The organism is Mediterraneibacter sp. 210702-DFI.3.120 (assembly GCF_020561005.1).
GTDB classification, from domain to species: Bacteria; Bacillota; Clostridia; order Lachnospirales; family Lachnospiraceae; genus Mediterraneibacter; species Mediterraneibacter faecis.
On sequence record NZ_JAJCNG010000010.1, the window covers coordinates 49058 to 72951 of the forward strand.

At 42.0% G+C, this 23894-nt stretch carries 27 protein-coding genes and 1 tRNA gene; 21 read left to right on the plus strand and 7 right to left on the minus strand.

Translation table 11 applies throughout. The annotated features are described in order from the left end of the window. Positions 1-116: 116 nt before the first annotated feature. Positions 117-1469 carry an MATE family efflux transporter gene (locus tag LI162_RS07010; protein WP_226875779.1) on the plus strand — a complete coding sequence of 451 codons (1353 nt, stop codon included), beginning with the start codon at positions 117-119 and terminating at the stop codon, positions 1467-1469. Between the two features lie 186 nt (positions 1470-1655). Here LI162_RS07010 and LI162_RS07015 read toward each other — a convergent pair whose 3' ends face one another. Continuing rightward, positions 1656-3107, minus strand: coding sequence for a sodium:solute symporter family protein (locus LI162_RS07015; protein WP_227156144.1), 1452 nt, complete (start codon positions 3105-3107; stop codon positions 1656-1658). 298 nt (positions 3108-3405) lie between these two features. On the opposite strand from LI162_RS07015, the gene LI162_RS07020 reads away from it, so the two are divergent. After that, positions 3406-5853 (plus strand): glycoside hydrolase family 3 protein, encoded by a 2448-nt coding sequence (locus LI162_RS07020; protein WP_227156146.1) that lies wholly within the window; start codon positions 3406-3408, stop codon positions 5851-5853. Positions 5854-5904: 51 nt separating this feature from the next. On the opposite strand, the gene LI162_RS07025 is transcribed toward LI162_RS07020, so the two are convergent. The 3 genes from LI162_RS07025 to LI162_RS07035 form a co-directional block, all read right to left on the minus strand. After that, positions 5905-6687, minus strand: a complete 783-nt coding sequence (locus LI162_RS07025; RefSeq protein ID WP_055157256.1) for a tRNA pseudouridine synthase A — start codon at positions 6685-6687, stop codon at positions 5905-5907. A 132-nt stretch (positions 6688-6819) separates the two neighbouring features. Beyond that, positions 6820-7104 (minus strand): hypothetical protein, encoded by a 285-nt coding sequence (locus tag LI162_RS07030; RefSeq protein ID WP_227156148.1) that lies wholly within the window; start codon positions 7102-7104, stop codon positions 6820-6822. After that, positions 7001-7531 (minus strand): hypothetical protein, encoded by a 531-nt coding sequence (locus LI162_RS07035; RefSeq protein WP_155204647.1) that lies wholly within the window; start codon positions 7529-7531, stop codon positions 7001-7003. Before LI162_RS07035 ends, LI162_RS07030 begins: the two co-directional genes overlap by 104 nt. A 177-nt stretch (positions 7532-7708) precedes the next feature. On the opposite strand from LI162_RS07035, the gene LI162_RS07040 reads away from it, so the two are divergent. After that, positions 7709-7873, plus strand: a complete 165-nt coding sequence (locus tag LI162_RS07040) for a hypothetical protein (protein WP_020436864.1) — start codon at positions 7709-7711, stop codon at positions 7871-7873. A 60-nt stretch (positions 7874-7933) separates the two neighbouring features. Here the strand turns inward: LI162_RS07040 and LI162_RS07045 are convergent, their stop codons facing one another. Beyond that, complete coding sequence (locus tag LI162_RS07045; protein ID WP_015529512.1) at positions 7934-8230, minus strand: hypothetical protein; 297 nt, start codon at positions 8228-8230, stop codon at positions 7934-7936. Positions 8231-8340: 110 nt separating this feature from the next. Beyond that, a complete protein-coding gene (locus tag LI162_RS07050; protein ID WP_155204645.1) occupies positions 8341-9285 on the minus strand; it encodes a S8 family peptidase in 945 nt (314 codons plus the stop codon). 280 nt (positions 9286-9565) lie between these two features. Between LI162_RS07050 and ylxM the strand changes: the two genes are divergently transcribed. The 17 genes from ylxM (at position 9566) to LI162_RS07135 (ending at position 21742) form a co-directional block, all read left to right on the plus strand. Continuing rightward, positions 9566-9916: a YlxM family DNA-binding protein gene (gene ylxM, locus LI162_RS07055; protein ID WP_055147382.1), complete on the plus strand. Its 351-nt coding sequence runs from the start codon at positions 9566-9568 to the stop codon at positions 9914-9916. Between the two features lies 1 nt (position 9917). Continuing rightward, complete coding sequence (gene ffh, locus LI162_RS07060) at positions 9918-11273, plus strand: signal recognition particle protein (RefSeq protein WP_227156150.1); 1356 nt, start codon at positions 9918-9920, stop codon at positions 11271-11273. A gap of 52 nt (positions 11274-11325) precedes the next feature. Continuing rightward, positions 11326-11571, plus strand: coding sequence for a 30S ribosomal protein S16 (gene rpsP, locus LI162_RS07065; protein WP_015529518.1), 246 nt, complete (start codon positions 11326-11328; stop codon positions 11569-11571). Between the two features lie 79 nt (positions 11572-11650). After that, positions 11651-11878, plus strand: coding sequence for a KH domain-containing protein (locus LI162_RS07070; protein WP_020436868.1), 228 nt, complete (start codon positions 11651-11653; stop codon positions 11876-11878). Positions 11879-12095: 217 nt separating this feature from the next. After that, on the plus strand, positions 12096-12605 hold the full coding sequence (gene rimM, locus LI162_RS07075; RefSeq protein ID WP_015529520.1) for a ribosome maturation factor RimM: 510 nt from the start codon (positions 12096-12098) through the stop codon (positions 12603-12605). Continuing rightward, positions 12605-13465, plus strand: a complete 861-nt coding sequence (trmD, locus tag LI162_RS07080) for a tRNA (guanosine(37)-N1)-methyltransferase TrmD (RefSeq protein ID WP_020436869.1) — start codon at positions 12605-12607, stop codon at positions 13463-13465. Before rimM ends, trmD begins: the two co-directional genes overlap by 1 nt. Before the next feature lie 118 nt (positions 13466-13583). Then, positions 13584-13931 (plus strand): 50S ribosomal protein L19, encoded by a 348-nt coding sequence (rplS, locus tag LI162_RS07085; protein WP_020436870.1) that lies wholly within the window; start codon positions 13584-13586, stop codon positions 13929-13931. Positions 13932-14099: 168 nt separating this feature from the next. Next, on the plus strand, positions 14100-14759 hold the full coding sequence (lepB, locus tag LI162_RS07090; protein ID WP_020436871.1) for a signal peptidase I: 660 nt from the start codon (positions 14100-14102) through the stop codon (positions 14757-14759). 31 nt (positions 14760-14790) lie between these two features. Beyond that, on the plus strand, positions 14791-15639 hold the full coding sequence (gene ylqF, locus LI162_RS07095; RefSeq protein ID WP_020436872.1) for a ribosome biogenesis GTPase YlqF: 849 nt from the start codon (positions 14791-14793) through the stop codon (positions 15637-15639). Positions 15640-15645: 6 nt separating this feature from the next. After that, positions 15646-16182 carry a signal peptidase I gene (lepB, locus tag LI162_RS07100; RefSeq protein WP_117498159.1) on the plus strand — a complete coding sequence of 179 codons (537 nt, stop codon included), beginning with the start codon at positions 15646-15648 and terminating at the stop codon, positions 16180-16182. After that, positions 16175-16933: a ribonuclease HII gene (locus LI162_RS07105; RefSeq protein WP_227156152.1), complete on the plus strand. Its 759-nt coding sequence runs from the start codon at positions 16175-16177 to the stop codon at positions 16931-16933. The genes lepB (LI162_RS07100) and LI162_RS07105 overlap by 8 nt, the downstream gene beginning before the upstream one ends. 91 nt (positions 16934-17024) lie before the next feature. Next, positions 17025-17390 carry a YraN family protein gene (locus tag LI162_RS07110; protein ID WP_015529527.1) on the plus strand — a complete coding sequence of 122 codons (366 nt, stop codon included), beginning with the start codon at positions 17025-17027 and terminating at the stop codon, positions 17388-17390. Positions 17391-17407: 17 nt separating this feature from the next. Then, positions 17408-18256, plus strand: a complete 849-nt coding sequence (pgeF, locus tag LI162_RS07115; protein WP_055147595.1) for a peptidoglycan editing factor PgeF — start codon at positions 17408-17410, stop codon at positions 18254-18256. Between the two features lie 13 nt (positions 18257-18269). Further along, positions 18270-19244, plus strand: a complete 975-nt coding sequence (locus tag LI162_RS07120; RefSeq protein ID WP_227156154.1) for a mechanosensitive ion channel family protein — start codon at positions 18270-18272, stop codon at positions 19242-19244. A gap of 110 nt (positions 19245-19354) precedes the next feature. Then, positions 19355-19427: transfer RNA gene (locus LI162_RS07125), tRNA-Thr, on the plus strand. Positions 19428-19730: 303 nt separating this feature from the next. Continuing rightward, positions 19731-20465 (plus strand): GntR family transcriptional regulator, encoded by a 735-nt coding sequence (locus LI162_RS07130; RefSeq protein WP_227156156.1) that lies wholly within the window; start codon positions 19731-19733, stop codon positions 20463-20465. Positions 20466-20638: 173 nt separating this feature from the next. After that, positions 20639-21742, plus strand: coding sequence for an aromatic acid exporter family protein (locus LI162_RS07135; protein ID WP_331470802.1), 1104 nt, complete (start codon positions 20639-20641; stop codon positions 21740-21742). Between the two features lie 93 nt (positions 21743-21835). Here LI162_RS07135 and proB read toward each other — a convergent pair whose 3' ends face one another. Further along, on the minus strand, positions 21836-22633 hold the full coding sequence (gene proB / locus LI162_RS07140) for a glutamate 5-kinase (protein WP_015529532.1): 798 nt from the start codon (positions 22631-22633) through the stop codon (positions 21836-21838). Between the two features lie 221 nt (positions 22634-22854). Here proB and LI162_RS07145 point away from each other — a divergent pair, with 221 nt between their 5' ends. Next, the gene (locus tag LI162_RS07145; protein ID WP_054752272.1) at positions 22855-23721 is read left to right on the plus strand and encodes a LysR family transcriptional regulator; all 867 of its coding nucleotides are present in this window, start codon (positions 22855-22857) and stop codon (positions 23719-23721) included. Positions 23722-23894: the final 173 nt, after the last annotated feature.

Genomic DNA, 23894 nt, shown 5'->3' on the forward strand with positions numbered 1-23894 from the left:
TAATTGTACTCAAATAGAAACAGGTTAAAGTATAGAAATTTTACATTCGCCGGGTGTATACTAAGTCGTAATGTAAAAAGACAATCTAAGTAGTAACAAGATCAGGGGGAGTATAAATGAACGCGAACATAAATCAACAACATATGTTCAGCAACAAGATGATCCGTGCTCTTTTAGTACCAATCATACTGGAACAGTTATTGAATTCCATCATGGGTACCGCGGATACGATGATGGTTAGTAATGTGGGATCAGCGGCAATTTCAGCGGTGTCACTGGTGGATTCCATTAACATATTAGTGATCCAGGCATTTTCCGCATTGGCAGCCGGAGGTGCGATCGTCTGTGCCCAGTACATTGGACAGGGGAATAAAGAACGGGCAAATGAGTCTGCACGACAGGTACTATTTATCATCACTCTTATATCAGTAGCTGTCAGCGCATTTTGTCTTATTTTTCAGAAACTGTTACTTCATCTGATTTTTGGAGCAGTTGAAGCAGATGTTATGAGAGCATCTGAAATCTATTTCTTCTACACTGCATTATCATTTCCGTTTATTGCGGCGTATGATGCAGCGGCATCGATCTTCAGGGCACAGGAGAACACGAGAGATCCGATGCTTATCTCAATGGTATCAAACGTGATGAATATTGTCGGAAATGCAATTATGATCTGGGGCTTCCATATGGGAGTCGCGGGAGCTGCACTGGCAACTTTGATTTCACGTATTTTCTGTGCGGTTGTAGTATTGGCAGAGCTTCGTCTGGATCGTCAGCCAATTGTGGTACGAGATTATCTGAAAATCCGTCCAGACTGGAGAATGATCCGCAGGATCCTTGGAATCGGAATTCCATCCGGTGTGGAGAACAGTATGTTCCAGTTAGGAAAGCTGGCGATTCAGTCCACAGTATCAACACTTGGAACAACAGCAATCGCTGCGCAGGCAATGACGAACATTCTGGAGAATCTGAACGGAATCGGTGGTATCGGAGTCGGAATCGGATTGATGACAATTGTAGGTCAATGTCTGGGAGCTGACCGGAAGGATGAGGCAGTTTATTACATCAAAAAGCTTTGCGTGATTGCTGAGATCGTTATGGCTGCGAGTTGTGTGATTGTTTTTGCACTGACGAAACCAATTACGATTCTCGGCGGTATGGAACCGGAGAGTGCGAAGATGTGTTTCCATATGGTAATGTGGATCACGATTGTAAAACCGCTTGTATGGGTTATGTCATTTGTTCCTGCATATGGATTGAGAGCAGCAGGGGATGCAAAATTTTCTATGATCACATCCTGTTGTACAATGTGGGCATGCAGATTCTGCCTGTGTGTATTTCTGATCCGTGTAATGGGATTTGGTCCGATGGGAGTATGGATCGGAATGTTTGCGGACTGGACGGTCAGAAGTATTATTTTCACCTGGCGATTCCACAGCAGAAAATGGCTGGAGCATAAAGTAATTTAAATAAGAAGAGAAATCTGAACAAAAAGAGAAATCCAAACAAAAATAGAAACAGCAGGGTTACTGTCGGGAAAGCATTTTAATAATAATGCTTTTGGCAGTAGCCTTGCTGTTTCTTATGTCTGCTATTTTTTAAATTTGATCTTTAATATCCTGATAGATTTATGCTTTGTGTATGATTCTCAAGAATTACTCTTCAGGTGCAAGCTCTGTTGTCTGCTTCTTTGGAGGCATAACCAGTGAGAAGATAAGGAATGCAATCAACGCAGCAACCAGTCCAGGTACGATCGGCTGATTGAAGTGCAGACCGAACAGATTTCCTTTGGAAATATGCTCCAGATATACTACAACAATAGTTCCGGCGATCAGAGAAGCCATGGTTCCTGCCTGGGAAGCTCCTTTCCAGTAATGTCCGAGAACATATGGGAAGAAAGAACCTGCGGCACGAAGGGTGAAGGCAAACATCAGGATTGTAACAATACTTGAAGTATTAAATAATGCAATCAGAGTAGCAAAAACACCTACAGCTGCCATTGTAACACGAGTTACGATCATGATTTCTTTATCAGATGCGCTAGGCTTAATCACAATCTTGTAAATATCATTTGCAAAGATCGATCCGGCACCAAGAAGGTCTGAGTCAGCACTTGACATTGTGGCAGATACGATACCTGCAAATAACAATCCGCAGATAATTGCCGGCATTGCTTCCATAGCAAGAACCGGAAGTGCATAACGGGCACCAACATCCTGGAAGTCCGCAGCATTGAATTTGCCCATGTTGATCAGTGCAAGTACGATGATTCCCATAAGTGTCGGAACAAAAGCGTAGATAAAGTTTACAATCGCAGCAAGGACAGATCCCTGTCTTGCTGCTTTTCCGTCTCTTGCAGCGTAATATCTGGATACAGCTTCCTGTCCTACAGTAAATGTAGCAACATACATGATTGTTAAACTGATAACATCCATTACATTATAACCTTTAAACATGTCAAATGTTTCAGCAGGAACATTAGCTACAACATTGTCCCATCCACCGGCAAGATTCATTCCAAATGGAAGTGCGATGATCATTCCAATCACGATCAGGAATACCTGAACAAAGTCAGTAAGTGTAACACTCCAAAGACCACCCATGATCGCATAAATTGTTACAACGACACCTACGATCAGAACGGCTGTTTTATAATTCAGATTCAGCATAGTAGACAGAATAACGGATGATGCGATAAACTGTCCGGCTGTCAGTCCGATCAATGGAACGAACATGATCAAAGATGTAATGATTCCTGAAGGTTTTCCATAACGACGGCGGAAATATTCAGGAACGGTTTTAACCATCGCAGCACGGAATTTTGGTGCAAGGAATGTAAGGATCACAAAAGCAAATCCCATTGTGATAATGTACCATGCGGCACTGAGTCCGTGACTTTCCATGCCCTGCTGAACAACACCGAGAGAACTTCCTCCTCCGATCTCAGTAGCAGCAAGCGTTCCGGCCATCAAAAACGGTCCGAGTCGTCTTCCGGCAACAACGAAGTCTGTGTTGGATTCAATCTTTTTAGATGACAGATAACCGATCAATAACATAACAAGAAGATAAACAACAACAACAGCGGTTACGATAATGTTTGACTGCATAAAATCTCCCTCTTTCCTTTAGTAAGATTTGAAAAAGGTATCAGGAAATAGCGAAACCTGACACCTATGTTCATACGAATAATTATACCATAAAAACTTTCACACACAACCTGTAAAGAGAAAAAACTTGTTAAAATTTATCGATATTTCCGGAAGATAATCGATTGGTATAGTAGATATTAACAAAAATAATAAAAGGCGAGAGGACAGCGTGAAAAAGATCATTTTTTAGGGGGTGGACATTTGACGTTTCTATTATTACAATTATAATAATCGACAGAAAAGAGGGAGATTGTATATGACACAGATAGATGCGTTAAAAACAGATGAAATACAGAATTATGAGATAGAACATCAGGAAGAAGTGCGCCGTCTCGCAGGCGAGTGTATGGTAATTTTGGAAAATGACGGAGTCCTTCCACTTCAGGCTGGTACAAAGAAGATTGCATTATTCGGAACAGGAGCAAGACATACGATCAAAGGTGGAACAGGATCCGGTGATGTAAATATACGTGAAAACATTTCGATTGCACAAGGGCTTGAGCGTGCAGGATTTAAATTTGTAACAGAAGGCTGGCTGGATCAGTATGACAGACTTTATGCGGATGCGCAGGAAGCGTATGCGAAAAAGTTAAATGAATTTACAGAGAAAACAGGAAAACCATCGATGCTATATGCCTTCGAGAACCCTTTTGAGGAACCGGAACAGCCGGAGATTACAGAAGTGGATGTAAAAGAAGCGGATGCGGCAATTTATGTAATTTCTAGAAATTCCGGTGAGGGAAAAGACCGCAGGGCAGAGAAGGGAGATTATTATCTCAGCGACAGAGAACTTCAGAATATCCGTTTTATGACAGAACACTATAAGAACTGTATTGTTCTTTTGAATGTAGGTGGAGTCATTGATCTGACTTCATTGAAGGCAATTGAAGGTGTACAGGCAATTATGCTTGTGGGACAGACAGGAAATATGGGAGGTTATGCAGTTGCTGATGTGCTGACTGCCAAGACGATTCCTTCAGGAAAGCTGACTGATACATGGGCAAGATCTTATGAGGATTATCCGTCATCTGCAACATTTAGCCACAGGGATGGAAATCTTGACGACGAATATTACAGTGATGGAATCTATGTAGGATATCGTTATTTTGATACGTTTGGTGTGATGCCTCTATATTGCTTTGGATATGGAAAAAGCTATACAGAATTTGAAATAAAAACAATGAATGTAACAGCAGATGAAAAGCAGGTACAGGTTGAAGTTGAGGTTACGAACATTGGTGACAAATATCCTGGAAAAGAAGTTGTTCAGGTTTATTATTCCGCACCGGATGGAATCATGGAGAAACCAACACAGGAACTTGCAGGATTTGCTAAGACTAAATTGCTTGCACCGGGAGAAAAAGATGTCGTGACGATCACATTTGCAACGACAGATATGGCATCTTTTGATGCATATGATGCGACCTGGGTTATGGAAGAAGGGGAATACACGATCCGCGTAGGAAACAGTTCACGTAATACGGAGGCTGTGGCAGTCATCGACCTTGATGAGCAGGTGACAACACTCCAACTGAAACGTCTGATGCGTGATACAATTGCAGTCAGAGAGCTTCACCATATGATTCCGATTTTCGATATTGAATTTGATTTCGGTGTTCCGGCGATTCCATTTAGAATTATGCTTCAGGCAGAGAACTTTAAGAAAGAACTTGTAGAATATGAAGTGATGCGCAGGACACTTATGGATAAGAGGAAAGATGAAGTTCTGACGCTGGAAGATGTAAAAGCAGGCAACGCGACTCTGGATGAACTGACAGCGCAGCTTACCGTGGAAGAAATGGCAGAACTTTGTGTTGGAACAGAGAGAAAAAATGGCGACGGAAATGTAATTGGTTCAGCATCCTCCGGTGTGCCGGGAGCAGCAGGAGACACCACTTCCAGTTTACTTGAAACACGAAAAGTGCCGAATCTTATTCAGGCAGATGGACCGGCAGGGCTTCGTTTAGAGACACCTTGTACTGCCATTCCAATCGCAACAACACTGGCACAATCCTGGGATATGAATCTGATTCATAGAATGGGAGAGCTTGTCGGAGAAGAGATGAAGCAGTTACATGTAGATCTATGGCTCGCACCTGGCATGAATATTCATCGTAATCCGCTTTGTGGACGAAACTTCGAATACTATTCTGAGGATCCTGTATTGACAGGTCTTTGTGCTGCAACAGAGACGAAAGGTGTTCAGTCTCAAAAAGGAAAGGGAACAACAATCAAACATTTTGCAGGAAATAATCAGGAAGACAACCGTATGTTTACGAATGCACATATCAGCGAGCGTGCGCTGAGAGAAATCTATCTGAAAGGATTTGAGATTGCGGTAAAGACAGCTCAGCCATATGCGATCATGACTTCCTACAATCTGATCAACGGAGTTCATTCAGCAAACAACTATGACATGCTGCAGAACATCGCACGTGATGAGTGGGGATTTGAAGGTCTTGTGATGACAGACTGGTATACTTCACAGGATACAACAGAGATGGGAATGGTATCACCATCCGGAAAATATAGTCATTCCAGCAGTGTACAGTGCATTAAAGCAGGAAATGACCTTCAGATGCCGGGATGTCAGCAGAATGTGGATGATATCGTAGAAGCAGTGAACGAAGGAAAAGAAATTACCAAAGCAGATTTACAACGCTGTGCGAAACATATTTTAAGTGTTGCACTTAAGACAATGTAAAACCACCTCGGTAATATGGAAATTGAGAGTCTTTTTCGTATTACTCAAAAATTAATAAACAATATCGTATAAGATCAAGCCTTTTGTGTCGCAGGATGCAGAAGGCTTTTCCTTTCCTTTCAGGATCGCATTGATACATTCGACGGGTCTTTTCCCTATGCCGATATCCAAAAGCGTTCCCAGAATAAATGGAGCCATCTGATAGAGAAAATCATTGGCTGTCATACGAATATAAAGCGTAGACTCTTCTGTGACAAAAGTAATTGTTTTTATTTCTTTTTCGGTTCCTTTCTTTTTTCGAATCGAAGAGAAATGTTTAAAATCATGCGTTCCAAGTAATGAGTGGGCAGCGGTTTCCATAAGAAGAATATTTGGAAGTTCTGCTGTTTGTTCAGGTGGCAGATCAAATAATGAATCTGATAACAGATCAGTTAATCGACCGCGATAGTTTTTGTGGAACAGGTCATAGATCGGTGATAAATCCATGGCATATTCATAAGTGATCTCGCGTGCATTTAAGTCTGCTCGAAAGCGTTCGGGTGTTGATACTGCATCTAAAACGGCAATATCCTGTGGAAGATACTGGTTCAGAACAGTTTTAAATTCTGCAGGAGTCAGTTGGCTTTCCGTAAGAAAATTGACTGTGAGATTCCGAGCATGAACTCCCGGTTCTGTTCGGAATCCGGAAAATAAAGTGACAGGAGTTCCTGTTACTTTTTCTAATACATTTTCAATTTTATAAGATACTGTGCGATCATTGTGGTCTTTTTCCGGGCGTTTCCAACCAAGATAACGTGTACCGTCATATTGGAGTGTTAATTTAATATTCTGCATATATCGTTCTCCATTTATAAATAATGTCTGTTTCCAGACAAGTCATCCTTTGTATTTTAACTGATGCAGATGGAAATGTATAGAGAAAAGAAGAGAAATAAGACTGCAAAGGCGAAGAGAGTGATTCTGATTTTATTTAAAATGTTTCCGAAAGATATTTTTGGTCATTTCCATCATGCGGTCAATTTGCTTTTGTTCTTCTTTGCTTTTACCTTCTTTTAATACTTCAAGAATTAATGAAACTTCATCCGGATTGAAACGAAGTCCCTGTCGGTTTGCATTTGTGATAAGTGCGAGCATGACCGGGGCAAGTTCATTTCCAGATTTTCCTTTCGTCTGTTTCGCGGCTGTCCTGATCAGTTCCAGCTTGAGCGGATCGATCGTTTTCATTGCAGGATGGTTCATCCAGTTTTCCATTGTTAAGATCTCCTTTCGGTGAGTTATTGTTTATAGTGTCTTCTGGCTCTTCATCAGAAGGTGGAGCAGATGAAAAGAATTGTGTAAACATATCTGCCATAGACATCATCTCTTTTATGTTTTTGAAAGTAGAAAAGAGCTGTTTTTCTTCTGATGTGAGATAAGGTGACAGATGGTCAAAAATAGAATCTGCGTTGTCTTGAAAAAGACTTTCTATTCCTCGTCCAGAAGAAAAGTCACAGGCAGAAAGTGCATCATAACTGACAGGAGCCTGATGGTGAAGAACATTTTGCAGTTCGATGAATTTAATGAAGACGGCAAGCATGCTCTGTGTAGCTGGCGGGAAAAGAGGAAGGAAAAGTTTCAGCATGCGAAGTCCGGAAGCAGTTGCTTCGTCAAAGGGGGTCATAGGCGTCGGTGTTTTCAAAAAAATAAACCCTCCTGACTTTCAGCTGAACTGATACATATATATGAAATGCAGAAAAAATATATTCCTGTTCATGAATATAGATGTGTGAAAAATCGGATTATGCGTATACTGAATTAAAGACCTTTTGTAATCAGGGGCATATCTTAATAATAAGAAGAGGAAAGGAAAACGAAAATGTCCAGAAAGTTAATTATTGATGGGAATGCAGTATATGAAATTGATGAGAAGTGTATGTTAAAGAAAAAGCTTGGAGAACTGAAAGAAAAGAAGATAACATCAGACGAGAAGAGAGCGGAACAGAGTGTTGTTACCGGAAAACCGAATCGTTTGAAAAGATAAGCCAGAAGGGGCATGCGGTTTTTCCGCATGCCCCTTCTGAAGTGGAAGAAGGAACAGATATCAGCATCCGCCACAGTTGCAGCCATTACCGCAACCGCCGCATCCGAAGCCATTATTGCCCCATCCGCCGCAGCAGCAAAGAAGAAGGATGATCCACAGACAACTGTCATTGCCGCAGCCATTACCACATCCGCCACAACCATTACCACCCCAGCCACCGCAGCAGCAGAGGAGAAGGATGATCCACAGGCAGGAGTTATTCAGTCCGCATCCATTTCCGTTTCCGCCACAGCCGCAGCTGTTTGCACATCCGTTGTCACAACCGCATCCGCAGTTTGTAGCTGTTAATTCACTCATTGTTAAATCCTCCGAAAGATTTTTTGATTTACAATGTTATAGTATGCGGAGAAAAAGAAAATGTGAGATGAGAAATTATTTGTAGTGATAAAGATGTGAAGTGGCAAAAATTATTCGAGCAGCCGGGAAAAATCTAAAATTCCCCAGCCGGATTCAGTTCCCGGAATCTGTACACAGGAAGTGTGAAGTTTTAATTTGACTTCTGCATTGGTGAGAAACGGGTATTTTGAAAGAAGACAGGCAATTGCACCGGAAACAACAGGAGCAGCCATGGATGTTCCTGTTTTGGAAAGATAAGGCGGAGCATTTGGAAATTGAGAGTAAAAGGCATTGCAGCTTACAATTCCTGTGCCGGGGGCAAAAACATCAGGTTTGACAATGCAGTCATCTGTAGGACCGCGGCCGGAATAATTGAGAGGATGCCTTTGGGTGTGGATCAGAGGAAAAGTGTCGGGAACACCAACAGTGATAACTTTTGGGCTGCTTCCGGGAACTGTGACGGAACCGGGAGCAGGTCCGTAGTTGCCGGCAGAGACAACTACGACGAGCCCAAGATCCCAGAGGGATTCTACAGCATTCAATAAAAGAAGTTTTTGATGAATGGAAAGATCCGGTCGTGTACCTACAGAAATGTTAATGATCCGGATATGGAATTGCGTGTAGATATCACGGATCCATTGAATTCCATTTATGACATTTTTGATAGATCCGTTTCCATTCTGATCCAATACTTTCCCAATAATAAGATTGCAGAAGGGAGCGATTCCGGCATAAGTTCCGGAAGAGAGAAGTCCGCTTCCCGCAAGAATTCCGGCTACATGGGTTCCGTGTCCACTATTGTCGATGAGAGGGGAGAAATGAGAGAAAGAAAAAAGAACTTTTTCGGAAGAACCAGTGGTACTGGAAAAATCCCGAAAAGAAAGGATACGACCTTTAAAATCAGGATGAGGAGAAATTCCGGTATCAAGAATAGCAACAGTGACATTTTGTCCGAGAAATTTGTGTTCCTTTGTGTCCGGACACCAGTAGTGAATGGATTGTTTTACCCATTTCATGAAGGAAAAGCCTTTGTTTTTTCTTTATTATATGCCTGATACTAAATTAGTGATAAAGATGTCTACACTGAGATGACAAAACATCCGTTTGCCATGTGGTAAGCTCAAGAGCAAGCTCTTTCGCTTAAGGGCGTCCGCCCTATGATAAAAAAGTTGCCGGCTCTCTTATATAAGCGAGCTTATAACGTGAGCCATCAACTTTTTTATCGCATGGCAAACTGTAAAGAAAAAACACTTGACACCATCTTGCGTTTCGTGTATGATAGCAGAGGTGAAGATAATGAATAAGTTTTTAGAGCAGGCATTATTGTTTGATTTCTACGGGGAATTGCTTACAGATCATCAAAAGGAGATTTATGAGCAGTTCGCGCTGGAAGATCTTTCGCTCAGTGAGATTGCTGAAATGAAGGGGATCAGCCGCCAGGGTGTACATGATCTTGTGAAGCGGTGTCAGAAGACACTGGAAGGATATGAGATGAAGCTTCATCTTGTAGAGAAGTTCCTTTCCGTGAAGGAGAAGGTCAGTAAGATTGATGATACACTTGCAGAGTGGGAATGCGAGAAGAATGACCCGGAAGAGATGGTGAAGCGGATCCGTAAGATTGCGGATGCGATCATAGAGGAGTTATAGAATGGCATTTGACAGCTTAAGTGAAAAACTTCAGAATGTATTTAAGAACCTGCGAAGCAAGGGAAGACTGACAGAGGATGATGTTAAGGCAGCTCTGAAGGAAGTTAAGATGGCGCTTCTTGAAGCAGATGTAAACTTCAAGGTTGTTAAGGGCTTCATAAAGGATGTTCAGGAGAGGGCTGTTGGTCAGGATGTGATGAACGGACTGAATCCGGGACAGATGGTGATCAAGATCGTTAATGAAGAGCTGGTTAAGCTTATGGGATCTGAGACAACAGAGATCAAGCTTCAACCGGGCAGTGCGATCACAGTGATCATGATGGCAGGTCTTCAGGGAGCAGGTAAGACAACAACAACTGCAAAGCTTGCAGGAAAGTTTAAGTTAAAAGGTAAGAAACCACTTCTGGTAGCATGTGATGTTTACCGTCCGGCTGCAATTAAGCAGTTGGAGATCAACGCAGAGAAGCAGGGCGTAGAGATGTTCTCCATGGGAGACAAGAATAAGCCGGCGGATATTGCGAAGGCAGCAGTTGAGCATGCATCAAAGAATGGTAACAATATTGTGATCCTTGATACTGCAGGACGTCTTCATGTAGATGAAGATATGATGGCAGAGCTTCAGGAGATCAAGGAAGCTGTGGAAGTTCATCAGACCATCCTGGTTGTCGATGCGATGACCGGACAGGATGCGGTGAATGTAGCAAGTTCCTTTAACGATAAGATTGGAATCGACGGTGTGATCGTCACAAAGCTTGACGGAGATACACGAGGCGGTGCTGCGCTGTCTATCAAGGCAGTGACAGGAAGACCGATCCTTTATGTCGGCATGGGAGAGAAGCTTTCAGATCTGGAGCAGTTTTATCCGGACAGAATGGCATCTCGAATTCTGGGAATGGGAGATGTCCTTTCCCTGATTGAGAAGGCAGGCGCTGAGCTTGATGAAGAGAAAGCCAAGAAGATGGCTGATAAGATGAAGAAAGCTCAGTTTGACTTTGAAGATTATCTTGACAGTATGGAACAGATGCGTAAGATGGGCGGTTTGTCCAGCATCATGGGAATGCTGCCTGGAATGGGTAATCTCGGAGGTAAGATGCCTGATCTTGATTCCGAAGAGAATGAGAAGAAGATGGCTCAGATGGAAGCAATCATCTACTCCATGACTTTGGAAGAGAGAAGAAACCCGGATCTGCTGAATCCATCCAGAAAGCACAGAATTGCCAAGGGTGCAGGTGTGGATATTGCAGATGTGAACCGTATGGTAAAACAGTTCAACGAATCCAGAAAGATGATGAAGAAACTTCCTGGAATGATGGGTGGCAAAGGTGGAAAAAGGGGCAAATTCAAGCTTCCCTTTTGACATATAAATGAAACAATAACAAAAAATTAAGAAAAATTATGAGGTGAAAAAAATGGCAGTAAAGATCAGATTAAAGAGAATGGGACAGAAGAAGGCTCCTTTTTACAGAATCGTAGTAGCAGATTCTAGATCTCCAAGAGACGGAAGATTCATCGAGGAAATCGGAACATACGATCCGAACCTTGAGCCAAGCGCAATCAAAGTAGACGAGGAAGCAGCTAAGAAATGGCTCAACAATGGTGCTCAGCCAACAGAAGTTGTTGGAAAGATCTTCAAAGCAGCAGGAATCGAGAAATAATCGAATCTGTATGAGTAATGTCTGTAGCTGAGTGATCAGCTACAGATAAATAACGATGTCTCCGCGGAGGGCGAGTATCATGAAAGAATTAGTTGAAGTTATTGCAAAGGCACTGGTAGATCAGCCGGATGAAGTCTCAGTTACTGAGAAAAAGGAAGGCAGAACTACTGTACTGGAACTTCATGTAGCAGATGGCGACATGGGTAAAGTGATCGGTAAGCAGGGTCGTATTGCAAAAGCAATCCGTTCTGTTGTTAAGGCAGCAGCAACAAAGGAAGACAAGAAAGTCGTTGTCGATATTGTTTAAGAACAGTATCAGGACGAAAGAAAAAAGTAACAGAGTCATTGCTTGGTAAAGCAGGGCTTAAAAAAGGGACAGCCTTCATAAAGAAGAGACTGCCCCTTTCTTTTTACGTGAGCAACGAGTCAAAGTCCGTGCTTGCACGAGACCTTGGCGACTGCCGCGATAACTTGAGAAACTCGCGAAGTGTGTTTCTCATAGTTTCATAAGAAAGGAATCAGGAATGGAACAATTTCTTCAGGTGGGAGTGATTTCTTCCACACATGGTCTGCGTGGTGAAGTTAAGGTATTCCCGACAACGGATGATGCTGCGCGTTTTCAGACATTGAAAAATGTTGTCCTTGATACAGGAAGGGAAAAGTTGGATCTTGAGATTCAGTCTGTTCGTTTTTTCAAGCAATTTGTAATTGTGAAATTCAAGGGCATTGATAATATCAATGATATTGAGAAATATAAAGGAAAAAGTCTCTTTGTAACAAGAGAAAATGCTGTCGAACTGGAAGAGGACGAGTATTATATCGGTGATCTGATCGGTATGGAGGTCTATACAGATGACAGTGAGGAACGCTTTGGAGTACTCAAAGACGTGATGGAGACAGGAGCAAACGAAGTGTATATCATTACTTCAGAGAATCATGGAGAAGTGCTGCTTCCTGCAATTCACGAGTGTATTCTGGATATTGATGTAGAAGCGAAGAAGATGAAAGTGCATCTGATGGAGGGATTACTGTAATGAATTTCCATGTATTGACTTTATTTCCGGAGATGATCGAGCAAGGTGTGAATACAAGTATTACAGGCCGTGCAATCAACAATGGACTTCTTTCGATCAATGCAGTGAATATCCGTGATTATGCATTTAATAAGCATAACAGTGTGGATGATTATCCATATGGCGGCGGTGCAGGCATGTTGATGCAGGCAGAACCGGTGTATCTGGCTTATGAGGCTGTGAAAGAGCAGATCGACAAGAGAAAGCAGGAGAACATCAAGTCGGAAGAAGTCACGTCAACGGAACCAGCGGATTGTTCTGAAGTGCGCAACAGTGATTTGCAGGATGAAAATTCGAAGAAGCGTCCACTGCGTGTAGTCTATCTCTCTCCACAGGGAGATGTATTTAACCAGAAGATGGCAGAGGAGATGGCTCAGGAGGAAGACCTTGTGTTGCTTTGCGGTCATTATGAAGGAATCGACGAACGCGTTCTGGAAGAAATCGTGACAGATTATGTTTCCATCGGAGATTATGTACTGACCGGAGGCGAGCTTCCGGCAATGGTCATGATCGATACGATCTCAAGACTGGTTCCGGGAGTGCTTCACAATGATGTCTCAGCAGAATTTGAGTCATTTCAGGATAATCTTCTGGAGTATCCGCAGTATTCCAGACCGGAAGAGTGGAGAGGGAAGAAAGTTCCGCCCATCCTTCTGTCCGGACATCATGCGAATATTGAAAAATGGAGAAGAGAGCAGTCAATCCTTCGTACAATGGAGCGGCGCCCGGATCTTCTCAAGGAGAGCAATCTGACGGATAAAGAGAAGAAATGGATTCGCCAGGTGAAACGGGAACGCAAAGAAGCAGAAAAAATGAAATAGGGACTTGAAAAAATCCCGGAGATATGGTAAACTACAAAAGTTGTGAAAAGAAGCGCGATGGTCCTCTGGCACAAAAGTGAAGTGTTAAGAACGTCAAATATTAAGGAGGTCACACAAAATGAACGAAATCATTAGAAAAATCGAAGCAGAACAGTTAAAGGAGAACGCACCTGAATTTCATGTTGGTGATACAGTAAAAGTATATGCCAAGATCAAAGAGGGTAACCGCGAAAGAATCCAGGTTTTCGAAGGAACAGTCCTGAAAAGACAGGGTGGCGGAGCAAGAGAGACTTTCACAGTAAGAAAGACATCTAACGGAATCGGTGTTGAGAAGACATGGCCGGTACATTCTCCACATGTTGAGAGAGTAGAAGTTGTTCGCAGAGGTAAAGTAAGAAGAGCGAAACTGAACTACTTAAGACAGCGTGTTGGTAAAGCTGCTAAGGTAAAAGAATTAGTAAAATAGTAACTATGAGAGGGACAATTACAGAACTTGTATATTGTCCCTTTTCTTATAGCTTACGCGAGCAACGAGCCAAAGTCCGTGCTTGCACGAGACCTTGGTGACTGCCGCGATAATTTGAGAAACTCGCGGAGCGTGTTTCTTATAGTTGGGAAGGAAAATAAGGAACCTATGGGGCAGAATCTGAGTTTTCGAAAGAATAACAGAAGAAAGAAAAAGAAGAAGCCGCAGATGAAGAAGAAAAATCATCTGAAATTTACAAACCGAAGTAAGAAATTAAAGTTTGAAAAGAAGAATTATCATATAACAAAGAATTCTTTGATTCTTGCAGGAGAGATACTGTGTGTTTGTCTGGTGGCAGTACTTTTGATTGCATTTTTCGGGCATCGTGTAAGCAATGCGGGCGATGCCATGAGTCCGACAATTGAAAATGGAGAGGTTGTTCTTGTAGATCGTCTGATCGTGGATATGAAGACACCTTCCAGAGGAACTGTGGTGGCATTTCGACCAGACGGAAACCGCGAAGTTCATCTTTTAATTAGAAGGATTGTCGGTCTTCCGGGAGAGACTATCCAAATCAAGGATGGAACTGTTTATATTAATGGAAAAGAGCAGAAGAAACATATTCATGTATCAGAGATAAAAGATGCGGGGATAGCTTCTGATGAGATAAAGCTTGGCAAAGACGAGTACTTTGTGCTCGGAGATAATGAAGAGTCAGGCGAAGACAGCAGATCTGAGACGGTCGGAGTGGTAAAGGCAGATGAGATCTATGGAAAGGTCTGGTTCAATGTAAGCTCCGGGGAACATTTCGGATTTGTAAAAAGATAAAATAGAATGAAAAAATAACAGGAGGAATGCAATGCATTTTCAGTGGTATCCTGGCCATATGACAAAGGCCAGAAGAATGATGCAGGAGAATATTAAGCTGATCGATCTGATTATTGAGTTGGTTGACGCAAGAGTGCCGCTCAGCAGTCGTAATCCGGACATTGATGAGCTTGGAAAGAATAAGGCGAGACTGATTCTTTTGAATAAGGCAGATCTTGCGGAAGACAGAAGAAATGATGAGTGGATGGAATATTTCAAGAAGCAGGGATATTCTGTCGTGAAAGTGAATTCTAAGAAAGGCGGCGGAATCAAGTCGATCCAGTCTGTGATCCAGGAAGCATGTAAGGAGAAGATGGAACGTGACAGAAAGCGTGGAATCCTGAACCGTCCGGTACGTGCCATGGTGGTAGGAATTCCGAACGTAGGAAAATCTACCTTTATCAATGCGCTGGCAGGAAAAGCCTGTGCAAAAACAGGAAATAAGCCTGGAGTGACAAAGGGAAAACAGTGGATCCGTCTGAATAAGAATGTAGAACTTTTGGATACACCGGGAATTCTCTGGCCGAAGTTTGAAGACCAGACAGTAGGTTTGCGTCTTGCGTTTATCGGTTCGATTAAAGACGAGATTCTTCAGACAGAAGAACTGGCAAGTGAGCTTGTGAAATTTTTAAATCAGTCATATCCGGGAGTTCTTGAAGAGAAGTACACGATAGAATCTTCAGAAGATAATTATGAAGTATTAAGAAGAATTGCAGAAAGCAGACACTGTCTGGTCAGAGGAAGCGAATTAGATGTGGAAAAAGCAGCGGCAATTCTTTTGGATGATTTTCGTAATGGCCGCCTTGGAAGGCTTACACTGGAGCTTCCAGAGGAGAACTGATGCGATATGAAAGAAATTATAAAAGAACTGGCTGGATGGCTTCTGTATATTGTACTGATCATTGCTCTTACCTGGACCGTGGTTACCTTTGTGGGGCAGAGAACAGAAGTCAGTGGTTCTTCTATGGAAACTACACTGTCAGATAAGGATCAGCTGATTGTTGATAAAATGACTTACCGCTTCAGAGATCCGAAACGATATGACATCGTAGTATTTCCATATCAATATCAGGACAATACCTATTATATTAAGCGGATCATCGGGCTGCCGGGAGAGACAGTACAGATTTTATCCGGAATGGTTTACATTGATGGGATGCGTCTGGATGAACATTATGGGAATGAAATAATGGAGAATCCAGGCATTGCAGAAGAACCATTAACACTGGGTGAGGATGAATATTTTGTACTTGGAGATAATCGGAATAACAGCAGCGACAGCAGAGCATCCGATGTTGGTTTAATCCATAGAAAAGATCTGATCGGAAGGGCATGGATTCGCGTGTGGCCATTGAGTCAAATTGGGGTGATACATCATGAGTAAAAGTATTAGCGAGATCAAGATAGAATTTGAACAGGCAGGAGAACAACAGTGGGAAGCACTTTGTCAGGAATACGAGACGGATTCCAGAACAGGTGTAAAAAATCTGACAGCAAGATATCGGAAGAAGCAGCAGGCACTTGTTCAGGAGAGAGAACGCCTCGAGGTAATGAAAACATTCGAGAGAAAATATGCGGATTATAGTTTTATCTGTGGAATTGACGAGGCAGGAAGAGGTCCTCTGGCAGGACCGGTAGTAGCCGGTGCAGTGATTCTCCCAAAGGATTGTGAGATTCTCTATCTGAATGATTCAAAAAAACTGTCTGCTGCGAAGAGAGAAGAGTTGTATGATGAGATTATGGAGAAAGCGGTTGCAGCGGCAGTAGGTATGGCAAGTCCGGCGAGAATCGATGAAATTAATATTCTACAGGCAACTTATGAGGCAATGCGTGAAGCAATTTCAAAGCTGGCAGTAGAACCAGGGATTCTTTTGAATGATGCTGTGACGATTCCGGAGATGGTCATTCCGCAGGTTCCGATTATTAAAGGAGATGCGAAGAGTGTGTCTATTGCAGCGGCAAGTATTCTTGCAAAAGTGACAAGGGATCGGCTGATGGTAGAATATGATAAAGTGATGCCAGAGTATGGATTTGCAGGCCATAAAGGATATGGATCCAAAGAACATATTGAGGCAATCAAGAAATATGGACCGACACCGATACATAGAAAGACATTTATCAAGAAGTTTATTTAATGATATCAGGGTTGTATAAAAGAAAGAGCTGCCAATGGCAGCTCTTCTTAAATCCGAAAGTTTGACGGATTAGAAGTGGGGAATCAGGTAGATGAAGGATCCGAAAAAAGAAAAGAATAACCGCAAGACAGGTGGAAACTATGAGCAGGCAGCAGGTTTTTATCTGGAACAGCATGGCTATCAGATACTACAGTACAATTATCGCTGTCGCATAGGAGAGATTGATATTGTTGCAAAAGAGGGGGAGAATCTGGTATTCTGTGAAGTGAAGTACAGGACGGGTCCTGGCAAGGGGAGTCCGCTGGAAGCTGTAGATGCAAGAAAGCAGAGAAAGATATTTCAGGCAGCAATGTATTATCTGACGGAATATCATATTAGTGATGTCCCATGCAGATTTGATGTGATCGGTATTGAAGGGACAAGGATCCAGCTGGTGAAGAATGCATTTTGCGGATAGAGAAGAAAGGACAGAATATGAGTTTAGGATTGATTTATAAGAACGCGGCACATATTTTTGATGAAGTAGAAAAGAAAACTCCTTATCTGGAATATCCATTGTTTCAGGAGACGGGCATTGTAACGAGTGCTTTTTCTACACGACTTGGAGGAGTCAGTGAGGGCTATTATTCTTCTCTGAATCTAAGCTTTGATCGTGGAGATGACCCGGAAAGGGTATTAGAGAATTTTAAAAGGATTGGAGCATCAATGGGTGTTAATGTCGAAGATATGGTTCTGTCGAAGCAGACACATACAACGAATGTACGTGTAGTTACAGCGGAAGATAAGGGAAAAGGTGTTATGCGGGAACGCAATTATACAGATGTGGATGGGATGATCACGAATGTTCCGGGAATCTGTCTTGTGACTTCCTATGCAGATTGTGTACCACTTTACTTTGTAGATCCGGTGAAAAAGGCGATCGGGCTGAGTCATTCCGGCTGGAGAGGAACTGTTGGAAAGATTGGAAAAAATACTGTTCAGCTGATGCAGGAGAATTTTGGATCCAAACCGGAAGATCTGCTTGCAGCAGTAGGACCATCAGTATGTATGGATTGTTATGAAGTCAGTGAGGACGTAATTGAGCAGTTTAAAGAAGCTTTTGAAAAAAAGTACTGGGAGGATCTTTTCTATAAGAAAGAGAACGGAAAATATCAGTTGAATTTATGGAAGGCAAATGAGCTGATCTTCCTGGAAAGTGGAATTCTGCCGGAGCATATGGCAATCACAAATGTTTGTACACATTGCAATAGTAAGATCCTATATTCTCACCGGACGATGGGGAACAACAGGGGAAATCTGTGTGCATTTCTTGCATTAAAATAAGGAGGTTAAAAGTATGTATCTGACAACAGTGAAAGAACTTGGAACAGCATTACTGACAAAGGGGACAGCCTTTGCACTGGCCCAAACAGCAACGCAGACGAATAACAGCTCCGTCAATGATGTGCTTGATTCTGCACAGGAAGTAACAGCAAGCACAGCAGATGAAGTGAATCGCTTTGTACAATATTTTAATGATAATATTCCGAATCTGATTGCCTTTGGGTTGAAGGTGATTTTCGCGATAGTATTTTACCTGATCGGATCTAAGGTGATATCTGTTATACGTAAAGTGGTAGGCAAATCAATGGAGAGATCCAATGCGGATGTTGGAGTTCGTCAGTTTGTTGATTCTATGTTGAAATTTGGGTTATACGCACTTCTGATCTTTATGATCGCAACAAAATTTGGCGTAGAATCTTCTTCTGTAGCAGCGATCATCGCTTCCGCCGGTGTGGCAATTGGTCTGGCATTACAAGGGAGTCTGTCGAACTTTGCAGGAGGTATCTTGATTCTTCTTCTCAGACCATTTGCAGTTGGAGATTATATTATTGTGAATTCAGAGGGAATCGAAGGAACTGTAAAGGTAATTCAGATCTTCTATACAAAGATGACAACAATCGATAATAAGACGATCGTTGTGCCAAACAGTATTCTGACAAGTAACAGTCTGACAAATGTAACAGCAAGACCGGAACGTCAGCTGGATCTTAAAGTAGGAATTTCTTATGAATCTGATCTGAAGAAAGCAAAAGAGATCGTAGAGAATCTTCTACTGAAGGATGAAGATGTTATTCAGGATGAAGAGATTAAAGTGTTCATATCAGAACTTGCAGACAGCAGTGTTGTGATCGGACTTAGAGCCTGGGTGAAGACAGAAGCTTACTGGACAACGCGCTGGAGAATCCTTGAGGAGATTAAAATGTCTTTTGATGAGGAAGACATTGACATCCCATATAATCAGTTGACAGTTCATATGGCAAATCATTAGTTATTATTTATTAGAATGATAAAAGTCTATAGAAGTTGATTAAAAAAGAGGTTGAAATTTATATCCAAACGCGATATAATAACAAAGGTCGTCAGAATTGACGACCATATGCCGAAATAGCTCAGTTGGTAGAGCACTTCACTCGTAATGAAGGGGTCGTCGGTTCGAGTCCGATTTTCGGCTGAAGAGTAAAGACCGTTGTTGATTTCAGTTGTATCTGGAATCAGCAGCGGTTTTTTATATATTAGGAAAGTTCTTTCCTAATATATAAAAAACGCTCCGCTCAGGATGCGCACTTATAACGAACTTAGAACGGATACGAAAAAGCATCTTGACGAAGGAAATGAAAATGGATACAATATTGTTACGAGTTTATAAAAAAAGATGAAAAATTTTCTCTAATAAAGTAAAAAGAAATAAAATTAATTCTTTTAAAACAAGATTAGATAGAAGCAGAGAAATAGAAAAAATACAGAGGGTGAAAATATGGCATCAGTACAGACAAAAGATTACATTGTGCAGTTAATTAAAGAGGAGATTCTTTCAGGAGTTATGAAACCGGGAGAAGAGCTGGCGCAGGAAGCACTTGCAGAGCGTCTTGGTGTTTCAAGAATGCCGATCCGTGAGGCATTACAGAATCTTGTTCAGGAGGGATTTGCGGTACGTCTTCCAAACCGTCATATCCAGGCAGTAGTTTTGAGCGCACAGCAGATTCATGATGTATTTCATGTGATTGCAGCGATGGCAGCAGAGAATACGATCTTAGTTGCAAAGAAAGAGCAGATGCTTCGAAGGAAAAATGTGGAACAAACGAGTCAGACAGAATTCGAAGAAGATGGACAGAGCAAGCTTTTCCTTGAGCAAGAGAATGAGAAAACTCCAAGCGAGCAGCTTTTTCAGATACTTTCCGGCATGGAGAATGCATTGAGACCAGAGAAGAAGGCAGAGTGGGAGATGGTTTATCAGGAGAGACTCATCAGTTTGTTTGAGAATCCATATCTGTCACAGCTTCAGGGGAAGACGATGGATGGTTATGTAGCTTATGCAATTGAGAAGATGGGAGATAAGCAGCAGAAGTTAGAGCAGCTTCGCCGTATCACAGAAGGTATTGCAGAGAATAATGAGCAGAAGATCCGAATGGGACTTCGAGAATACTATCTTTCTTATGCTGATGCTTTTGTAGAAAGATGGGAGAAGAAGGCAGAAGAAACAGAAAAATAGGTTGAATTGTTATAGGGGTGATTACATACATATGTAGGTTGTAATCACCCCTTTTTCTATAAACAAAGTCTTATCTAGATTTGTTAGTGAGCGATTGCTATGGTGGCAAAGGCACCTCATGTTCGTCATTTTGTACAAGCTGTGTTAAAAAAACACTGGATTATATCGCAAATATGATGATAAAATATAAATCAGATGATGGGTTAGAAAATTGGAAAGGGAGGACGATGGAAAAAGCACGACAAGTAAAAAGAGTCCTGCTGCAGGCAATTAAGATCGCGGTGGGCAGCAGTGTAGCAATTTATCTAGCGCATATACTGGGATTGGAGTATGAGGCATCTGCCGGAAGTATCACACTGCTTACGTTGGTAACAACAAAATGGGAGACGGTGAAATTATCTTTTTATCGTATGGCGACATTTGTTTTGGCGGTAGTTCTGGCGGCGTTGACATTTGGACATATGACGAGTTCCTGGCTTGCGTATGGAATCTATGTATTTCTGATCGTTGCGGTCAGTCATAGTCTTGGATGGTCGGCAACAATTTCGGTAAATGCCGTTATCGGCACACATTTTCTTATGACAAGAGATTTTAGTCCGGAGTTTATTCGCAATGAGCTGTTTTTAGTAATGATTGGAATCACAATCGCGATTGTACTGAATTTGTTCTATGATTATGAAGGACAGAGACAGGATTTGATTCGTTATATGAGGGAGACAGAGAATCAGCTACAGATTCTTTTGTGTGAACTTGCAGCGTATCTTTATAATAAAGATATGGAGATCAATGTCTGGGATCGGATCATCGCCTTTGAGGGGAGAATGCATGAATTTATCAAGGCAGCGTATGATTACCAGGATAATACATTTCATTCGCATCCGGGATACTATATAGATTACTTTGAAATGCGTCTGGCGCAGCTGCAGGTACTTCATAACCTGCATTATGAGATCAAGAAGATCCGTAAGATGCCGAAGCAGGCACTTGTGATCGCAGATTATATCATGTATATGGCAGATTATGTTGTTGAGATGAATATTCCAGATCAGCAGATCGAGAAGTTGGAAGAGATTTCGGAGCAAATGAAGCAAGAAGAACTTCCAAAGACGCGCGAAGAGTTCGAAGGACGAGCACTTCTGTATCATATTTTGATGGATCTGGAGGAATTTCTTGTATATAAGAAGCGATTTGTGAATGGATTGGATGAGAAGAAGCTTCGTATCTACTGGAAACAGGAGATGGAGCAAAAAGATAGTGCAAACGAGTTGCAAAAATGATGAAAAGAAACGGATTAAAGTCAGAAGAAACAAAAACAAAGCATTTTCTGATTTTAATCCGTTTTTATTAATTATAATATGTTACTGAAAGAATCAGATTTTTCCCGGGAATAATGTGCCGGCTCTTCCGCCTTTTACAATATCATAAAGGACTTCCGGACGCTTTCCGTTTGTAACAATTGTGTTTGTTCCCTGGGAAGTGGCAAGGGATGCGGCCTGAAGTTTTGTACGCATTCCGCCTGTTCCACGTCGGGAACCTGCGCCACCGGCTAAAGCATAGACGCTGTCATCAATTGTATCAATCTGATCGATTAGCTGTGCATTTGGATACAATCTTGGATCGTGGTCATAAAATCCATCAATGTCGGAGAAAATGACCAGATGCTTTGCGCGGCAGAGTACTGCAACGACAGCTGAGAGCATGTCGTTATCACCGAAGAGACGATCTTCGGATTCGATTTCTTTATAGCTTACGGAGTCATTTTCGTTTACAATCGGAATTACACCCATCTCGAGAAGCGCATTGAATGTATTGATCAGATTTTCCTTTTTTTCTTCTTCTTCAATATCATCTGCATTGAGCAGGATCTGGGCAACTGTCTTGTCATAGTCACCGAAGAACTTGTCATACAGATACATCAGACTACACTGTCCAACTGCAGCAGCAGCCTGTTTCATACGCATACTGTCTGGTTTAGCAGTCATGTTCAGTTTATTTCTTCCGACTGCGATCGCTCCGGAGGAAACGAGTACAACTTCATATCCCATGTTCTGGATATCAGAAAGTACACAGGCAAGACGGTCTGTTGTACGAAGATCGCTCTTTCCGGCGTCATTGGTAAGTGTAGATGTTCCAACTTTTACTACGATTCGATTATTATAAAGTCCCATAATACATAACTCCTTGCTGAATATCTTTTAAAATAATTTCCGGATGTCGGTTTAACAACCAGCCTTGTCTCATCGACTGTTTTATAGTATCATACAGTTATCAATTACAAAAGCGAATGTTTCTCATGGATTACATGATAAAATCAAATATAAAGTAAGTGAAGAGATTTTTCGTAGCGAAAACAGATGGGAAAATGTAAAGCGAAAGGAGTGTTAAATTCATGGATGGAAGTATTCAGAAATACATGGCATTTGTTAAGACAGTAGAGTGTGGAAGTTTTACAAAGGCAGCGGAACAGTTGAGTTATTCCCAGTCCGGGATCAGCCGAATGATCAATGATCTGGAAAAGGAATGGAAGGTAGTTCTGCTTGAACGAAGCAAGTCAGGAGTAAAGCTTACAAGCAGCGGGATGAAGTTACTTCCTTATGCGGAACGGGTTTGCAGAGAATACGAGAAACTTCAATTGGAAGTTGATGAGCTTCAAGGGTTAAAGTCAGGATTGATCCGTATCGGTACATTTTCCAGCGTAGCAACACATTGGCTGCCGAATATTATCAAGGAATTTCAGAAAAATTATCCAAACATTGATTACGAGATGCTTTTGGGTGATTATACGGATATTGAAGAATGGATCATGGAAGGGCGAATTGACTGTGGATTCACAAGATTGCCGGTAAGGGATGAGATGGATACAATTTTCCTGGAGCAGGACAGGCTGCTTGTCGTGCTTCCGGAAGGACATCCGCTGACAGAACTTCAGAAGATTCCGGTCAGTGCGCTTTGTGAGGAACCGTTTATGCTATTGGAGAAAGGTGCTAAGGCAGAAGTTTCTGAGATCTTTGAAAGAAGTAATTTAAAGCCGAAAGTACATTTCACAACATGGGATGACTACGCGATCATGGCGATGGTTGAGAGTGGGCTTGGAATCAGTGTTTTGCCGGAACTGATTTTGAAACGGATTCCGTATCGAATTGTTACACGAGAACTGGAAATCCCGGCGTATCGTAATATAGGACTTGCCATGCGTAACAGAAAAGGTGCAACTCCGGCGGTGAAGCGGTTCCTGGAGTATCTGCAGTATAGATAATAAGAAATGTGAAACTTTTAGTTACTGTTCACTCCCGTGTCAATCACTACGCTGATTGGCACGGAGGATGCACGTTTTATCTTGAATGGCATCTCGCCCATCGCCAAAGGCGATTTTAAATGGCGAGATGCGTTGCTGGTCACAGGTACTGTGAACAGTAACAACTTTTATGA

Bases quoted from the DNA above. Each gene is read 5' to 3' on its own strand.
- LI162_RS07010 (WP_226875779.1), top strand. From the start codon at position 117: ATGAACGCGAACATAAATCAACAACATATGTTCAGCAACAAGATGATC.
- LI162_RS07015 (WP_227156144.1), bottom strand. From the start codon at position 3,107: ATGCAGTCAAACATTATCGTAACCGCTGTTGTTGTTGTTTATCTTCTT.
- LI162_RS07020 (WP_227156146.1), top strand. From the start codon at position 3,406: ATGACACAGATAGATGCGTTAAAAACAGATGAAATACAGAATTATGAG.
- LI162_RS07025 (WP_055157256.1), bottom strand. From the start codon at position 6,687: ATGCAGAATATTAAATTAACACTCCAATATGACGGTACACGTTATCTT.
- LI162_RS07030 (WP_227156148.1), bottom strand. From the start codon at position 7,104: ATGGAAAACTGGATGAACCATCCTGCAATGAAAACGATCGATCCGCTC.
- LI162_RS07040 (WP_020436864.1), top strand. From the start codon at position 7,709: ATGTCCAGAAAGTTAATTATTGATGGGAATGCAGTATATGAAATTGAT.
- LI162_RS07045 (WP_015529512.1), bottom strand. From the start codon at position 8,230: ATGAGTGAATTAACAGCTACAAACTGCGGATGCGGTTGTGACAACGGA.
- LI162_RS07050 (WP_155204645.1), bottom strand. From the start codon at position 9,285: ATGAAATGGGTAAAACAATCCATTCACTACTGGTGTCCGGACACAAAG.
- ylxM (WP_055147382.1), top strand. From the start codon at position 9,566: ATGAATAAGTTTTTAGAGCAGGCATTATTGTTTGATTTCTACGGGGAA.
- ffh (WP_227156150.1), top strand. From the start codon at position 9,918: ATGGCATTTGACAGCTTAAGTGAAAAACTTCAGAATGTATTTAAGAAC.
- rpsP (WP_015529518.1), top strand. From the start codon at position 11,326: ATGGCAGTAAAGATCAGATTAAAGAGAATGGGACAGAAGAAGGCTCCT.
- LI162_RS07070 (WP_020436868.1), top strand. From the start codon at position 11,651: ATGAAAGAATTAGTTGAAGTTATTGCAAAGGCACTGGTAGATCAGCCG.
- rimM (WP_015529520.1), top strand. From the start codon at position 12,096: ATGGAACAATTTCTTCAGGTGGGAGTGATTTCTTCCACACATGGTCTG.
- trmD (WP_020436869.1), top strand. From the start codon at position 12,605: ATGAATTTCCATGTATTGACTTTATTTCCGGAGATGATCGAGCAAGGT.
- rplS (WP_020436870.1), top strand. From the start codon at position 13,584: ATGAACGAAATCATTAGAAAAATCGAAGCAGAACAGTTAAAGGAGAAC.
- lepB (WP_020436871.1), top strand. From the start codon at position 14,100: ATGGGGCAGAATCTGAGTTTTCGAAAGAATAACAGAAGAAAGAAAAAG.
- ylqF (WP_020436872.1), top strand. From the start codon at position 14,791: ATGCATTTTCAGTGGTATCCTGGCCATATGACAAAGGCCAGAAGAATG.
- lepB (WP_117498159.1), top strand. From the start codon at position 15,646: ATGAAAGAAATTATAAAAGAACTGGCTGGATGGCTTCTGTATATTGTA.
- LI162_RS07105 (WP_227156152.1), top strand. From the start codon at position 16,175: ATGAGTAAAAGTATTAGCGAGATCAAGATAGAATTTGAACAGGCAGGA.
- LI162_RS07110 (WP_015529527.1), top strand. From the start codon at position 17,025: ATGAAGGATCCGAAAAAAGAAAAGAATAACCGCAAGACAGGTGGAAAC.
- pgeF (WP_055147595.1), top strand. From the start codon at position 17,408: ATGAGTTTAGGATTGATTTATAAGAACGCGGCACATATTTTTGATGAA.
- LI162_RS07120 (WP_227156154.1), top strand. From the start codon at position 18,270: ATGTATCTGACAACAGTGAAAGAACTTGGAACAGCATTACTGACAAAG.
- LI162_RS07130 (WP_227156156.1), top strand. From the start codon at position 19,731: ATGGCATCAGTACAGACAAAAGATTACATTGTGCAGTTAATTAAAGAG.
- LI162_RS07135 (WP_331470802.1), top strand. From the start codon at position 20,639: ATGATGATAAAATATAAATCAGATGATGGGTTAGAAAATTGGAAAGGG.
- proB (WP_015529532.1), bottom strand. From the start codon at position 22,633: ATGGGACTTTATAATAATCGAATCGTAGTAAAAGTTGGAACATCTACA.
- LI162_RS07145 (WP_054752272.1), top strand. From the start codon at position 22,855: ATGGATGGAAGTATTCAGAAATACATGGCATTTGTTAAGACAGTAGAG.